The sequence below is a fragment of the Novosphingobium sp. SG720 genome (assembly GCF_012275365.1).
GTDB classification, from domain to species: Bacteria; Pseudomonadota; Alphaproteobacteria; order Sphingomonadales; family Sphingomonadaceae; genus Novosphingobium; species Novosphingobium rhizosphaerae.
In genome coordinates, this window is record NZ_JAAZQN010000001.1 from 546,819 (window position 1) to 560,742 (window position 13,924).

13 protein-coding genes and 1 pseudogene are annotated in these 13,924 nt (G+C 65.9%); 7 read left to right on the forward strand and 7 right to left on the reverse strand.

The window, feature by feature from the left end:
- Positions 1–55 precede the first annotated feature (55 nt).
- The gene (locus FHW94_RS02520; protein WP_168554198.1) at positions 56–1,462 is read left to right on the forward strand and encodes an isoprenylcysteine carboxylmethyltransferase family protein; all 1,407 of its coding nucleotides are present in this window, start codon (positions 56–58) and stop codon (positions 1,460–1,462) included.
- A gap of 60 nt (positions 1,463–1,522) precedes the next feature.
- On the opposite strand, the gene FHW94_RS02525 is transcribed toward FHW94_RS02520, so the two are convergent.
- The 5 genes from FHW94_RS02525 to FHW94_RS02545 all read right to left on the reverse strand — a co-directional run bounded on the left by FHW94_RS02525 (position 1,523) and on the right by FHW94_RS02545 (position 7,402).
- Positions 1,523–1,822: a putative quinol monooxygenase gene (locus FHW94_RS02525; RefSeq protein ID WP_168554199.1), complete on the reverse strand. Its 300-nt coding sequence runs from the start codon at positions 1,820–1,822 to the stop codon at positions 1,523–1,525.
- 14 nt (positions 1,823–1,836) lie between these two features.
- On the reverse strand, positions 1,837–3,210 hold the full coding sequence (locus FHW94_RS02530; protein ID WP_168554200.1) for a glutamate--cysteine ligase: 1,374 nt from the start codon (positions 3,208–3,210) through the stop codon (positions 1,837–1,839).
- Positions 3,211–3,334: 124 nt separating this feature from the next.
- Entirely contained in the window at positions 3,335–3,694 is a 360-nt protein-coding gene (locus tag FHW94_RS02535; RefSeq protein ID WP_168554201.1) for a hypothetical protein, read from the reverse strand.
- A 92-nt stretch (positions 3,695–3,786) separates the two neighbouring features.
- Positions 3,787–4,533 (reverse strand): 7-carboxy-7-deazaguanine synthase QueE, encoded by a 747-nt coding sequence (locus tag FHW94_RS02540; RefSeq protein ID WP_168554202.1) that lies wholly within the window; start codon positions 4,531–4,533, stop codon positions 3,787–3,789.
- A 139-nt stretch (positions 4,534–4,672) separates the two neighbouring features.
- The gene (locus FHW94_RS02545; RefSeq protein WP_168554203.1) at positions 4,673–7,402 is read right to left on the reverse strand and encodes a valine--tRNA ligase; all 2,730 of its coding nucleotides are present in this window, start codon (positions 7,400–7,402) and stop codon (positions 4,673–4,675) included.
- 127 nt (positions 7,403–7,529) lie between these two features.
- Here FHW94_RS02545 and FHW94_RS02550 point away from each other — a divergent pair, with 127 nt between their 5' ends.
- From FHW94_RS02550 to FHW94_RS02565, 4 genes are read left to right on the forward strand one after another with little or no spacing between them, the layout of a single operon-like run.
- Positions 7,530–8,648, forward strand: coding sequence for an ABC transporter permease (locus FHW94_RS02550; RefSeq protein WP_168554204.1), 1,119 nt, complete (start codon positions 7,530–7,532; stop codon positions 8,646–8,648).
- Between the two features lie 3 nt (positions 8,649–8,651).
- On the forward strand, positions 8,652–9,530 hold the full coding sequence (locus FHW94_RS02555) for an ABC transporter ATP-binding protein (RefSeq protein WP_168554205.1): 879 nt from the start codon (positions 8,652–8,654) through the stop codon (positions 9,528–9,530).
- Between the two features lie 3 nt (positions 9,531–9,533).
- The gene (locus tag FHW94_RS02560; protein WP_168554206.1) at positions 9,534–10,472 is read left to right on the forward strand and encodes an MlaD family protein; all 939 of its coding nucleotides are present in this window, start codon (positions 9,534–9,536) and stop codon (positions 10,470–10,472) included.
- 21 nt (positions 10,473–10,493) lie between these two features.
- Entirely contained in the window at positions 10,494–11,096 is a 603-nt protein-coding gene (locus FHW94_RS02565) for an ABC-type transport auxiliary lipoprotein family protein (protein WP_168554207.1), read from the forward strand.
- A gap of 62 nt (positions 11,097–11,158) precedes the next feature.
- On the opposite strand, the pseudogene FHW94_RS02570 reads toward FHW94_RS02565, so the two are convergent.
- Positions 11,159–11,326: pseudogene (locus FHW94_RS02570) on the reverse strand (plasmid stabilization protein); the annotation flags it as partial.
- Positions 11,327–11,533: 207 nt separating this feature from the next.
- Here FHW94_RS02570 and FHW94_RS02575 point away from each other — a divergent pair.
- Together FHW94_RS02575 and FHW94_RS02580 are read left to right on the forward strand one after the other, a co-directional pair.
- Positions 11,534–12,019, forward strand: a complete 486-nt coding sequence (locus tag FHW94_RS02575; RefSeq protein ID WP_168554209.1) for a cache domain-containing protein — start codon at positions 11,534–11,536, stop codon at positions 12,017–12,019.
- A gap of 97 nt (positions 12,020–12,116) precedes the next feature.
- Positions 12,117–13,217: an acyltransferase gene (locus tag FHW94_RS02580; RefSeq protein WP_349237422.1), complete on the forward strand. Its 1,101-nt coding sequence runs from the start codon at positions 12,117–12,119 to the stop codon at positions 13,215–13,217.
- Here FHW94_RS02580 and FHW94_RS02585 read toward each other — a convergent pair.
- Entirely contained in the window at positions 13,214–13,816 is a 603-nt protein-coding gene (locus FHW94_RS02585; RefSeq protein ID WP_168554211.1) for a type 1 glutamine amidotransferase domain-containing protein, read from the reverse strand. The two genes, FHW94_RS02580 and FHW94_RS02585, sit on opposite strands and share 4 nt — an antisense overlap.
- Positions 13,817–13,924 lie beyond the last annotated feature (108 nt).

Below are 13,924 nucleotides of genomic sequence, written 5' to 3' on the forward strand. Positions count from 1 at the left end.
TGGGCGTTAACCTTCTTCACCGAATTTCCACTTCTGGCGGTATAAGCGGGCGGGCATGACAGAAACGCCCACCCGCGCCGTTCCGCCAGACCTGCCGCGATCCCGGCCGCCCAGCGACGTTTCCGCCTGGGTCGGCCTCGCGGGCCTTGCCGGTCTGCTGCTGTGGATCGCCATTTGCCGGTCCTGGCCGCAGATCGTCGATGCGCTGGGCCTGCCCGGGCCGCGCGCGCGGCTTTCGGGATCGAGCGCGGCGGTGCTGGCGCTGGTTTTTTCCGGCACGCCGATGGTCGCCTGGTCGCTGCTGGTGGACAAGGTCCATCGCCGTCCCTCCACCGGGATCGACTGGTCGGCGCCGCGCCCCTGGCGCAGCGGCATCGAGGTTTCGATCACCAAGCTGGCGGGGCTGTGGGCCACCTGGGCGATCATCGCTTTCGTCTATTGCCTCGGGCGCTGGTATTGGCGCGGGCCTTATCTCTTTGCCATGGACCTGCTCGAGCAGGCGGCGCCGTTCCTGTTCCTGGGGGCCATTCCCTATGTCCTGTGGCTCGATCGGGTTCTGGTAAACCCGCGCGACGGGGCCTGGCATTTCGGCGCCATGCTGATCGGGCGCGAGCCTTATGACATCGCGCAAGTGTGGCACCATGCCCGCGCCTGGGCGGTGAAGGGCTTTTTCTGCGCGTTCATGATCTCGATCCTGCCCGGTGGCTTTGCCGCCGTGGTGGAAGCGGATTGGACCGGGCTGGCCCACGATCCGGTGCGCTGGTCCTATACCGCGATCGAAGCGATGTTCATGATCGACGTCCAGATCGCCATGGTCGGCTATCTGCTGACGATGAAGCCGCTCGACGCGCATATCCGCACCGCCAATCCGTTCCTGGCGGGTTGGGTGGCGGCGCTGATGTGCTATCCGCCGTTCGTGCTGATGGGCGGGGGCGGCGTGCTCGATTACCACCAGAACACCGCCGAGTGGGCGTTCTGGTTCGACGGCCACCCGGCGCTGCTGTGGATCTGGGGCATCGCGCAAGTCGTGCTCACCGCGATCTATGCCTGGGCCACGATTGCCTTCGGCCTGCGCTTTTCCAACCTCACCTATCGCGGCGTGCTGACCAACGGCCCTTATGCCTTCACGCGCCACCCGGCCTATCTTTCCAAGAACCTGTTCTGGTGGCTGGTGACGATGCCGTTCCTGGCCACCACCCATTCCAAGGTGGATGCCGTGCGCAACACGGTGACGCTGGCCCTGGTCAGCGCGGTCTATTTCTGGCGCGCCAAGACCGAGGAAAAGCACCTGCTGGCGGAAGATGCCAAGTATCGCGAATACCACGCCTGGATGGCGCAGCACGGGCTGATCACGCGGCGGCTGGTGCGGCTGGGGCGTCTGGTGTTCGGGCGGTCGGCGCTTGGTATCCACCAAACCCCGTCCCCCTCCCCTGAAGCGGAGGGGGAGAAGCTGCAGGCATAAAAAACCCCCTCCGCTTGAGAGGAGGGGGTTGGGGGTGGTGCGAAGCCTGACGCAAAGGCGTCAGACCGCCACGCCCTCGTCGCTTTCGTAAACGCGGATGTTGCGCTCGCTCAGGCCCAGGGCTTTGCGCTCTTCGGCCCAGGTGGCCATGTGCGCGGTCTTGAAATGGGCGTCGATCGCGGCGCGGTCGCGCCACTTTTCGCTTACGTGGATCAGTTCGGGATCAAGCGCATCGTGCGAATAGGCATAGGCAAGGCAGCCGTCTTCGGCGCGAGTGGCCTCGATCACCTTGCGCATCAGCGGTGCCGCGGCCTCGAACGAAGCGGTCGGCAGGCGGAACGTACCCATCACCAGGATCATGGCGTGCAATCCTCTCAAAAGCTCTTGGCGGCATAGACCTGGGACAGATCCCCGGCCCAGGCACCGTGATAAAGGTCGAGCAGGCGCTCGGCCGGGCTCTTGCCCGATGCGACGATCTCGTCGAGCGGCAGGAGATAGCCGGTCTCGTTGTCACCCGCGTCGTTGAGACGCCCACGCGCGGCAAGGCCGGAACGGGCGATTTCGAGCACGCGGGGCGCGATGTCGCGCAAGCTGCCGCCGCCCGGCAGCGGCGCATCGAGGCCCAGCTTGGGCACGCTGGCGCGCAAGGTTTCGCGGCCCGCCATGTCCCAGTCCTTGACCAGGTCCCACGCCGCGTCGAGCGCGCCCTGGTCATAGAGCAGGCCCACCCACAGCGCAGGAAGCGCGCAGATGCGGCTCCACGGGCCGCCATCGGCGCCACGCATTTCGAGGAACGACTTCAGCCGCACTTCGGGGAAAGCGGTGGAGAGGTGATCGACCCAGTCGCTCCGCCGCGGCTTTTCGCCGGGCAGGGCAGGCAGCTTGCCATCCAGGAAATCGCGGAAAGACTGGCCGGCCGCGTCGATATACTTGCCATCGCGGAACACGAAATACATCGGCACGTCGAGCATGTAGTCGACATAGCGTTCATAGCCGAAGCCGTCTTCGAACACGAACGGCAGCATGCCGGTGCGCGCGGGATCGGTGTCGGACCAGATGTGGCTGCGATAGGAAAGGAAGCCGTTCGGCTTGCCTTCCAGGAACGGCGAATTGGCGAACAGCGCGGTGGCCAGGGGCTGCAACGCCAGGCTGACGCGGAACTTCTGCACCATGTCTGCTTCGCTGGCATAGTCCAGGTTGGTCTGGATGGTGCAGGTGCGCAGCATCATGTCGAGGCCCATCGTGCCCACGCGGGGCATGTGGCGCAGCATGATCTCGTAGCGGCCCTTGGGCATGATCGGCAGATCGGCGCGCGCCTTGTCGGGCCACAGGCCCAGGCCAAGATAGGCCAGGCCAAAGCGATCGCCGATGGTCTTTACCTGGGCAAGGTGGCGCCCGGTTTCGGCGCAGGTATCGTGCAGGCTTTCCAGCGGCGCGCCCGACAGTTCCAGCTGGCCCGCCGGTTCCAGGCTGACCGTGCCATCGGGGCCGGCCATGGCGATGACCTTGCCGCCTTCCATCACCGGCTCCCAACCGAATTCGGTCAGCGCCATGAGCAGGTCGCGGATGCCGCCGGGCTCGTCATACGAAGGGGCGGCGTAATCGGCCGTGCGATAGACGAACTTCTCGTGCTCGGTGCCGATTCGCCAAGCCTCGCGCGGTTTTTCCCCGCGCTGCATGGGTATCACCAGCTGGTCCCGGCTCTCGATGAGGGGATCGTTGCTATCTGAAACCTGTCTCGTGCTCATGCGCGCATCCGTTAGTCGGCAAAAGGGCTTTGCGCCAGCGCTAAACGCAGGATGAACAATTGCAGGACAGCAACAATCAAGAACAGGTCTCTTTTGCGCAAGCAGAGCCTGGCCAGCCGCCCGCCTACCGCCCGCAGGCCTCGTAATATCCGGCGCGGCAATCGGCCACGGCCTGGCGCCAGGCGGCCAGGTCACGCTGGTATTGCGCCTGGGCCTGGGCATAGCCATCGTCGCCCCGCGCATAGCCCGCACCATAGCCATAGGCATCGGGCGCGGCCGTCGATTCCCGGTATTGCCGGGCATAGCGGGCGTCCCGTGCCCGCACGTAATCGAGCTGGGCCTGGTTCATGCGGCGGATCGCCTCGTGATCGCGGGCCCGGGCGGTGCTGCTGCGCATCGACGGATCGGCAGGGTCATCGGCATGCGCCGCAACCGGCAAGGCCACCGCGATCAGCGCGGCGGCAAACAGTGGATTGACCCTCATGGCGTGCGTCCCTTTGCGGTTCCCGGCAATGGCATAGCAACCGCGCGGGGCAGCGGGCAGAGGCCTTGCGACGAATGGTTCCGCAGCTTGCCTCAGGTTCCGCGCGTGTCGCCGTAGAGATGGATGTGCAGCCGGTCACTCATGCGCCAGCCATGTTGCAGCGCCAGGGCGGAAAGCCATTTTTCGCGCGATCTTACGGTGTCACTGTCGGTCCCCTCGGGCATCACGAACAGGCGTCCGCCGGGGATGCCGTAAGTGGCCTGGAGCGCGGCCACTTCATCGCAGTCCTCGGGGCTTGCCACCACGAACTTGAAGAAGGCGCGGGGCTCGGCCGCCCAGGCGGCGAGCCGGGCCGGGATGAGCGCCAGGTCGGCCGGATTGCCCGAATGGGCGAGCTTGGGCGAAACGTTGAACTGGTCGATCAGCGGATCGATGGCGGGCGCGGGCGCCACGGTGCCGTTGGTTTCGATCTCCACATGCAGGCCCGGCCGCGCGGCTTTGAGCGTGGCCAGCACGCGGGCCAGGGCCGGGGCCTGCAACAGCGGCTCCCCACCGGTCACCACCAGCCGGTCCTGCGGAAAAGCCAGCAGGCGGGCAACGATGTCGTCTTCTTGCAGGACCAACTGGTTGGCCTGGCGCTCGAACGCCAGGCCATCGCGGTGCGGGCGATTGTCGCCGGTAAAGCGCCAGGTATAGGCCGTGTCGCACCACTGGCAGGCCAGGTTGCAACGCGACAGGCGGATGAACAGCGAAGGCCGCCCGGCCGATGGGCCTTCGCCCTGGAGCGAGGCGAAGATTTCCGGCTCGCCCGGCGTGGTGGTCGCCAGTGCAATGGTCACGCCATCCTCCCCGGCACGAGGGGGGGGAGCGCCACCGCAGCGGGTGGTGCGAGGCACAACGCTGCGCCCGTGCCGGGCGCCACCACCCCTCGATCCCCTCCTCTGAAGAGGAGGGGAGGAAGAAGGCCTTGCGCCACCGTTACCCCAGCCGCGCCAGGGCCGCGCTCAATCGCTCGGCTTCGGCGCTGTGGTGGGCGTGGTCGGCGCGGGCCTTTTCCACCGCTTCGGGCTTGGCGCGTTCGACGAACGAGGGATTGCCCAGGCGGCCTTCCAGCGCCTTGGCTTCCTTTTGCGCGGCGGCCAGGGCCTTTTCCAGGCGGGCCTTTTCGGCGGCGATGTCGATCACGCCGTCGAGCGGCACCACCAGCGTCGCGTCACCGGCCACGATCTGCATCGCCGCGCCGGCAGGCGCGGGAGCGAAATGGATGGCCGAAAGGCGGGCGAGGCGCTCGATCGCGGCGGGGTTGGCGGCGATGGTCGCGGCGGTCTGAGCGCTCGGCTCGGCCAGATAGGCCTCAAGACGCGCGCCGGGCGCGATGCCCAGTTCGTTCTTGGCGGTGCGCAGCGCCGAAACCAGCGCGATCAGCCACTCCACTTCGCCTTTGGCCGCTGCGTCGACGCTCGCCTGCGGGGCGGGCCAGCGGGCGACGATCAGTTCGTTGTCGCGGGCGCCAAGCGCATGCCAAAGTTCTTCGGTGACGAAGGGCATGAACGGGTGGAGCATGACCAGGATCTGATCGAGCACCCAGCCGGCCACGGCACGGGTTTCATCGTCGAACGACCCCTTGATGAGTTCGATGTACCAGTCGCAGAACGTGTCCCACACGAAGTGATAGATCGTGTTGGCGGCGGCATCGAAACGCAGATCGGCCATGGCCTGATCGAGCGCGGCGACGGTTTCCACCACTTCGCCCACGATCCAGCGGTTGACCGCGCTCGTCGCGGCCGGCGCTTCGAGCGTGGTGGACGCGGTGATGCCGTTGGCCTGGCAGAAGCGCGCCGCGTTCCACAGCTTGGTGGCGAAGTTGCGATAGCCCTCCACCCGCTTCTCATCCATCTTCACGTCGCGGCCCTGGCTTTCCATCGCCGCCATGAAGAAGCGCAGCGCGTCGGCGCCGTACTTGTCGATCAGGCCCAGCGGATCGACCACGTTGCCCTTGGACTTGGACATCTTCTGGCCATCGGCCGCGCGCACCAGCCCGTGGAGATAGAGCCGCTTCCACGGCACTTCGTCCATGAAGTGCAGGCCCTGCATGGCCATGCGCGCATCCCAGAAGAACAGGATGTCGAAGCCCGAAACCAGCAGGTCGTTGGGATAGTGGCGCTTGACCAGTTCGGTCTCGTCCGGCCAACCCAGCGTGGCGAAGGGCCAAAGGGCGGAGGAGAACCAGGTGTCGAGCACGTCTTCGTCGCGGGTCAGCGGCTTGTTGCCGGCGAGCGCCTGCGCCTCTTCCTCGGTCTCGGCCACATAGGGCGTGCCTTCCGCATCGTACCACGCCGGAATGCGGTGGCCCCACCACAGCTGGCGGCTGACGCACCAGGGCTGGATGTTTTCCATCCAGTTGAAGAAGGTCTTTTCCCACGACTTGGGCACGATCTCGATCGCGCCCGAACGCACCGCCTCGATCGGGCGGCGTGCCAGGAATTCCGCGTTCACATACCACTGGTCGGTCAGCCAGGGTTCGATCACCACACCGCCGCGATCGCCGAACGGCGTCTGGATCGTGCGCGGCTCGGCGTCGTGCTCGGTCTCGTTGCCTTCCTTGTCCTTGGTGACATGGGGCACCAGCAGGCCTTGCGCCTTGAGCGCCTCGACCACGGCCTTGCGCGCGAAGAAGCGATCCTGGCCCAGGAACTCTTGCGGGATCAGGCCATCGGCGGTCTGCACCACCTGCGCTTCGGCATCGAGCATGTTGAGCATGTCGCGCGCTTCGATGCCCGCGCGGCGGCCCACTTCGAAGTCGTTGAAGTCGTGGCCCGGCGTGATCTTGACCGCGCCGGTGCCCAGCGCCGGATCGGCGTGCTCGTCGGCCACGATGGGAATGCGGCGACCGGTCAGCGGCAGCACCACGTGCTTGCCGATCACGCTTTTATAGCGTTCGTCGTCCGGGTGCACGGCCACGGCCATGTCGGCCAGCATGGTTTCCGGGCGCGTGGTGGCCACCACGATGTGATCGGCGCCGCTATCCAGCGTCACGCCATCGGCGAGCGGGTAGCGGAAGCGCCAGAAGTGGCCCTGGACTTCGCGCGTTTCCACTTCCAGGTCGGAAATCGCGGTCTTGAGCTTGGGGTCCCAGTTCACCAGCCGCTTGTCGCGGTAGATCAGGCCTTGCTTGTGCAGATCGACGAAGACCTTGACCACGGCGCGGGTGAAGTGCGGGTCCATGGTGAACTGCTCGCGGCTCCAGTCCATCGAACAGCCCAGGCGGCGCAGCTGGCGCGTTATCGTGCCGCCGCTTTCCGCCTTCCATTCCCACACTTTCTCCACGAACTGCTCGCGGGTGTAGTTGGTGCGCTTGTCTTGGGCGGCTTCGAGCTGGCGTTCCACCACCATCTGCGTGGCGATGCCGGCGTGGTCGGTGCCCACCACCCACAGCGCATCCTTGCCTTTCAGTCGTTCGTGACGGATCACGATGTCCTGCAGCGTGTTGTCCAGCGCGTGGCCGATGTGGAGCGAGCCGGTTACGTTGGGCGGCGGGTTCACGATGGTGAACGGCGTGGCATCGGCGCGCTCGGGCCGGAACAGCCCCTGGCTTTCCCAATGGCCATACCAGCGCGCTTCGATAGCGCCCGGTTCGAACGTCTTGGCCAGCTGCGCTTCGTTCAGCTGCTCCTGGCCCGATTCCTGCTGCGTATTCGTCTCGCTCATGGCCGGCGCCTTGCCAGTTGCCGCCGGGCATCGCAAGCGCAGGAAGGAACGGAAACGCCCATTCATGCGTTCCGCCGCACGTGATGCACTTGTCGCCCCTTCTGTTTTCCCCCATGAAGTGGGCAGGATGAGAGCCTTAGCCGATTTCACGATAGAGCCGGGCCAGGCGGAGCACGGTGGGGTGCTGCGTTTCAGCGGCCCCATGGTGGTATCCTCGCTGGGGCTGGTGGACCGGCGCCTGCGCCACATTTCCGAGTCCGTTGACGAAATCGACGTGCGCGACGTGGAGCGCATGGATACGGTGGGCGCGTGGACGGTGTGGCGCCTGTCGCAACAGCTTGGCGCGCGCATCGTCAATTGTCGGGACGAGGCCGAGCGCCTGATCAAAGCGATCAGCGACACCGACGAAAACCGCGAGAGCATTCGTGCCCCGCGCTTGCCGCTGCTGCAGCGGGTGCCCGACGAAGTGGGCAAAGTGGTCATCGCGCTGGGTGTCGGGTTCCTGCAAGTGGTGGGGTTCCTGGGCCAGGCGGTTTCGGCCGGTGGCACGATCCTGCGCCATCCGCGCCGCTTTCGCGCCCTGGCGCTGATCCACCAGATGGAACTCGTCGGCGTCAACGCCCTGGGCATCGTCGGGCTGATGAGCTTTCTGGTCGGCGTGGTGATCGCGCAGCAAGGCGCGGTGCAGCTCCAGCAATTCGGCGCTGAAATCTATACGATCAACCTGGTCGGCCGGCTTACCTTGCGCGAACTGGGCATCCTGATGACCGCGATCATGGTCGCGGGGCGTTCCGGCTCGGCCTTTGCCGCGCAGCTGGGCACGATGAAGCTGACCGAGGAAGTGGACGCCATGCGCACGATCGGCGTTTCGCCGACCGAGGCTCTGGTCCTGCCGCGCATCATCGCCACGATGATCATGCTGCCGCTGCTCGGCATCTATTCTTCGGTGCTGGGCATCATCGGCGGCGCCTTCCTCGGCTCGGTGAGCCTTGGCATTCCGTTCCTCACATTCCTGGCGCGCATCCAGGAAGTGGTGCCGATCCACGACGTGTGGGTGGGCCTGGTCAAGGGGCCGGTGTTCGGCCTGATCGTGGCGGTGGCTGGCTGCTACCAGGGCATGCAGGTCAAGACCAATGCCGAGGAAGTGGGCACGCGCACCACCTCGGCCGTGGTGCTGGCGATCTTCACCGTCATCGTGCTCGACGCCTTCTTTGCGGTGTTCTTCACCAAGATCGGCTGGGGCTGAGCCATGAACGACTCATCAGCCCATCTGGCCGAAATTCCCGACGAATTCGAAGGCGATTTCCCGATCCGCGTGCGCGGGCTGGTCAATCGCTTTGGCGACCATGTGATCCACGATGGGCTCGATCTTGACGTGAAACGCGGCGAGATCATCGGCGTGGTGGGCGGATCGGGCACCGGCAAATCGGTGCTGATGCGCTCGATCATCGGGTTGCAGATCCCGGCCGAAGGCTCGATCGAAGTGCTCGGCCGGTCGATCACCGATGCGCGCGACGACGAGGATATCGACATCCGCAGCCAGTGGGGCGTGCTGTTCCAGGGCGGCGCCCTGTTTTCCACGCTGACCGTGGCGGAAAACGTGGAAGTGCCGCTGCGCGAATTCTATCCCGAGATTACCGACGAGCTGCGCCACGAGATCGCGCGCTACAAGGTCTTGCTTTCGGGCCTGCCGGCGAACGCCACCAGCAAGTATCCGTCAGAGCTTTCGGGCGGCATGAAGAAGCGCGCCGGCCTGGCGCGCGCGCTGGCGCTCGATCCCGAATTGCTGTTCCTGGATGAACCGACCGCCGGGCTCGATCCGATCGGCGCCGCCGCGTTCGACAACCTCATCCGCAGCCTGCAGGAAACCCTGGGGCTGACCGTGTTCCTGATCACCCACGATCTCGATACCCTTTACGAGATCTGCGATCGGGTGGCGGTGCTGGCCGACAAGAAAGTGATTGCGGTGGGCACGATCCCGGAATTGCTGGCGCTGGATCATCCCTGGATCCAGGAATATTTCAATGGTCCGCGCGGCCGGGCGGCCAAGGATGCGCAAGACCGCGAATCGGCCAGTGTGGTGCAACCAAGTCTCCTGGCGGACACTGGCGCGATGGAACAGGAATAAGCGATGGAAACGCGGGCAAACCATATCTGGGTCGGGGCGGTCACGCTGCTGCTGCTGATCGGCGCGGCGGTCCTCACGATCTGGATCGCGCGGCTCAACCAGCATGCGCAGAACGAATACGACATCTTCTTCAAGCAATCGGTCGATGGCCTGGCCAAGGGATCGGAAGTGTCGTTTTCGGGTGTGCCTTCGGGCCAGGTGAAGGACATCGAACTGTGGGAGAAAGACCCCGAGTTCGTGCGCGTGCGCATTGCCATCGACAAGCGCGTGCCGATCCTGATGGGCACCACCGCCAGCATCCAGGGCAGCTTTACCGGCGTTTCCACGATCCAGCTGGCTGGCGCGGTAAAAGGCGCCCCGCCGATCGACCAGCCGGGGCCGGAAGGCGCGCCCGTGATCCCGACCAAGCGTTCGGGCCTGGGCGAAATCCTGTCCAACGCGCCGCTGCTGCTTGAACGGCTGGCCACGCTGACCGAGCGGCTCACCATGGTGCTGTCGGACAAGAACCAGAAGTCGATCGAGAACATCCTGGCGCACACCGACAAGATGACCGCTAACCTGGCGGATGCCTCGCCCCAGGTGCAGCGTACCTTGTCTGAACTGCAAGCGACGCTGCGCCAGGCGACCTACACGCTTTCCGCCTTTGAAAAGGTGGCCGGCTCTGCCGACAACCTGCTCAACGACCAGGGCAATGGCCTGGCCAAGCAGCTGCGCGACACGCTCAAGTCTGCGCAAGGGGCGGCCGATGCGCTCAACGCCACGGCCAATGCGGCGCAACCCGGCCTCAAGCAGTTCGATGAAAAGACGCTGCCGGCGGCCGAAGCGGCGATGCGCGATCTCCAGGCCACCACCCGGTCCTTGCGCGAATTGACCGATCGCATCAACGATCGCGGCGTCAGCAGCGTGTTTGGCAGTCCCAAGCTGCCCGATTACAAGCATTGATCGCCGCCAGGGGAGTTTGACATGACACTGCGTTTGCTCTTCCCCGCGCCGCGTCCGGCCCTTGCCGTGCTGCTGGCTGCCAGCGTTGGCCTGTCGGGCTGCGTCAGCATTGGCGCCAAGGCGCCGGCCAGCCTGCTGGCGCTCACCCCCGAGGCCACCGTGCCTGCCGGCCAGGGCGCCACGGGCACGCTGGCCAAATCGGTGGTGGTAATGGAGCCGGCCGCCGATGCGCGCGTATCCGTGCTGCGCGTGCCGGTGCAGATCGACGCCAGCAACGTGGCCTATCTCAAAAAGACGCAGTGGGTGGAACGCCCCGCCCGCCAGTTCCAGCACCTCATCGCCGAGACGCTGCGGGCCAAGGGCGGCCACCTGGTGGTGGAAAGCGACGTGAACCAGTGGGAACAGCGGCTGTCTGGCCGCTTGCTGGCGATGGGCTATGACTTGCCCAGCCGCAGCGCCGTGGTGCGCTTTGACGCGGTCAAGGAAGCACCCGGCGGCCGCATCGAAACGCGCCGCTTTGAAGCACGCGTGCCCAATATCGACGATGATGCCCAGGCGATCGGGCCAGCGTTGAACCAGGCCGCCAACGACGTGGCGCGCCAGGTGGTGGACTGGCTGGGCTGAGCAGGCAAGAAGCGAACCCCGGATCAAATCCAGGGTTCGCTGCTATCGGGCAATCAGCCCTTGCGGCCCGAGCCGGATTTCTTGCCGCCACCGTCCTGCTTGTTGACCGTGGCCCAGGCGCGCTTTTCCGCTTCGTCCTTGCTCAGCCCACGATCCTCATAGCTTTCCTCGATATGTTCGGCCTTGCGCTTCTGCTTGTCGGTATAGGCGTCCTTGCTGCCTTGGGGCATGGCATGTCTCCTGGAACGTGAGGCTCTTGCTGCGTCCAAGGGGCAGGGCCGGGGGATGGTTCCCGAAATTTGCCGCATTTGATCTAGCGCACCGACGCGTGCGCGGCGCGGGGGTAGAGCATGCTCACCCACGAGGGATCGCGCGATAGTCCGCCGCGCGGCGTTTCTTCCGGGGCGTTGACCCACGCGTCCAAGGAGGTTCGATCGATGTTGCCCAAGTTTCTCCGCCTGATTCTGGCGCCCGCCTTCGCATGCGCGGCCCTGGTGCCCCTGGCTTTCGTGCCGGCACCGGCGCAGGCCGCGACGCATGCCGGATCGGCCGACGCCCAGGCCCTGCTCACCCGCGCCGTGGCCGAACTGAAAGGCGTGGGCCCGCAAAAGGCCTTTGCCGAATTCAACGATCCGGCCGGCGCGTTCCACACCCGCGAACTCTACGTCTTCGTGTTCAGCATGACCGGCCGCTATGAAGCGTCGGGCGCCGATCCCAAGCTGGTGGGCAGCGATGCCACCGACATGACCGATGCCGAAGGCAAGCCGCTGGTGCGGGACATGATCGCGCTCGCCAAGGCCAAGGGTGGCGGCCGCGTCGATTACGTGTGGCTCAACCGCGCGGACAACCGCGTGGAACACAAGCGCTCGCTGGTGCAGCGGGTGGGCGACCACATTGTCGGCGTGGGATATTACGCCGGATAACGCGGGCGGGGCACGTTTGGCCGCTTGGCGGGTTTGACATCCATGGCCCAGCCGCGCCATCGCGCGGTGGGGGCCAGATGCAAGGATGCCAGGCCCCGTGTTCCAGGAAAGCGAGACGTTTGCCCAAACCCGTGTGCGCACCTCGCGTGCGATCGGCCTGGCTCGCGTTTTGTGTATCCTGGGCATCGTCTATGTCCACGCCTGGACGGGGCTCTATGGCCCGGCGCTGACCGCGCTCGACCATACGCCGCAGGGATTGCTGCGCTGGGGGCTGATCGAGTTGCTGGCGCGTTCGTCGGTGCCGCTGCTCAGCCTGGTTTCGGGCTGGCTGGTCGGCCCCTCGCTCGCCCGGCGCGGCGCGCGCGCGTTCCTGGTTGGCAAGGCGCGCACCGTGCTGGTGCCGATGCTGGCGTGGAATGCCATTGCCATCGTGGTGGTTTCCGGCGCGGCGTGGCTCGGCTGGCTCTATGCGCCGCAGCCCACCTCGTGGGGCTGGCTGGCCAACGAATTGACCGGTCTTGTCCATCCCAACGAAATCAATGTGCAGATGCCGTTCCTGCGCGATCTGTTCCTGTGCCTGTTGATTGCGCCGCTGCTGGTGCGGCAGGGGGATCGCACGCTGGCGGTGGTGGCGGTGGCTGCGCTGGCGTGGAGCCTGGCGCCGCCGGTCTTCCCGCTGTTGCAGCGCCCCTCGATCCTGGGATTCTTCGTGCTGGGCATCCTCGTGCGTCGCCGCGACGCCGCCGCGCGCATTGCCAGCGGGCCGCTGGCGCTGATCGTGGCGCCCTATCTGGTGCTGGCCGGGGTGAAGATCTGGCTGGAACTCTATGGCGAGGCGCAGGGCTGGGCCTCGCCGCTGCTGATCGCCGGGGTCGACCTGGCGATGCGCTGCGCCACCGCGCTATGTTTCTGGGCGCTGGCTTGGCGCCTGGCGGAAACGCGCGTTGGCGCCGCACTGCAAACCCTTGAGCCAGCCATGTTCCTGCTGTTCTGCTGCCACTTGATCCTGATCTGGTGCGCCGGGCCGGCGATCGGCACCCTCACCGGGCCGCTGGGGGCACCGCTCTATCCGCTGTTCCTGCTGGCCCAGCCGCTGCTGGCACTGGGGGCAACGCTGCTGCTCGGCCGCGCCTTGCGCGCGATCAGCCCGCCGCTGGCGCAATGGCTCAGCGGCGGGCGTCTCGCGGCGCGGGATTAGTCTTCTTCTTCCTCGTCCTTGAGCAAGGCGTCTTCGTCCTCGTCCCAGCCCTTTTCGTCTTCTTCCTCTTCCTCGTCTTCTTCCAGCGCGTCGATCAGCGCCTGGGCAAAGGCGGGAATGTCATCGGGCTTGCGGCTGGTGATCAGGTTGCCGTCGATCGCCACGGCCTGGTCCACCACATCGGCCCCGGCGTTTTCCAGGTCGGTGCGGATCGAGGGCCAGCCGGTGACGGTGCGGCCATCGACGATATCGGCTTCTACCAGCAGCCAGGGGCCGTGGCAGATGGCCGCGATGGGCTTGTCCATGTCGTCGAATTCCTCGACCAGCTCGATCACCCGCGGCTCCAGGCGCAGGGCATCGGGGTTCATCTGGCCGCCGGGCAGCAGCAGGGCATCGAAATCGTCTGCTTCCACGGCATCGAGGCGGGCATCGACTTTCACGCTTTCACCCCAGTCGGTGTGGTTCCAGCCCTTGATCGAGCCGGTCTTGGGGCTCGCCACGACGGTTTCGATACCGGCGGCTTCCAGGGCCTTTTTCGGATCGATCAATTCCGATTGTTCAAAGCCGTCGGTGGCGAGGATCAACACGCGTTTGGCCATGGCATTTCTCCGTCAATTCGGGGGTACCTGCCCACAATGGCCCGTGGGGGTGACAGTTCCGGCGGTTTCGTTTTGTTCACGACATTGCGTTGCGAAATCGGCCGGCGC

Excerpts from the sequence above, each read along its gene's own strand:
- FHW94_RS02520 (WP_168554198.1), top strand. The coding sequence starts at position 56 with ATGACAGAAACGCCCACCCGCGCCGTTCCGCCAGACCTGCCGCGATCC.
- FHW94_RS02525 (WP_168554199.1), bottom strand. The coding sequence starts at position 1,822 with ATGATCCTGGTGATGGGTACGTTCCGCCTGCCGACCGCTTCGTTCGAG.
- FHW94_RS02530 (WP_168554200.1), bottom strand. The coding sequence starts at position 3,210 with ATGAGCACGAGACAGGTTTCAGATAGCAACGATCCCCTCATCGAGAGC.
- FHW94_RS02535 (WP_168554201.1), bottom strand. The coding sequence starts at position 3,694 with ATGAGGGTCAATCCACTGTTTGCCGCCGCGCTGATCGCGGTGGCCTTG.
- FHW94_RS02545 (WP_168554203.1), bottom strand. The coding sequence starts at position 7,402 with ATGAGCGAGACGAATACGCAGCAGGAATCGGGCCAGGAGCAGCTGAAC.
- FHW94_RS02550 (WP_168554204.1), top strand. The coding sequence starts at position 7,530 with ATGAGAGCCTTAGCCGATTTCACGATAGAGCCGGGCCAGGCGGAGCAC.
- FHW94_RS02555 (WP_168554205.1), top strand. The coding sequence starts at position 8,652 with ATGAACGACTCATCAGCCCATCTGGCCGAAATTCCCGACGAATTCGAA.
- FHW94_RS02560 (WP_168554206.1), top strand. The coding sequence starts at position 9,534 with ATGGAAACGCGGGCAAACCATATCTGGGTCGGGGCGGTCACGCTGCTG.
- FHW94_RS02565 (WP_168554207.1), top strand. The coding sequence starts at position 10,494 with ATGACACTGCGTTTGCTCTTCCCCGCGCCGCGTCCGGCCCTTGCCGTG.
- FHW94_RS02575 (WP_168554209.1), top strand. The coding sequence starts at position 11,534 with ATGTTGCCCAAGTTTCTCCGCCTGATTCTGGCGCCCGCCTTCGCATGC.
- FHW94_RS02585 (WP_168554211.1), bottom strand. The coding sequence starts at position 13,816 with ATGGCCAAACGCGTGTTGATCCTCGCCACCGACGGCTTTGAACAATCG.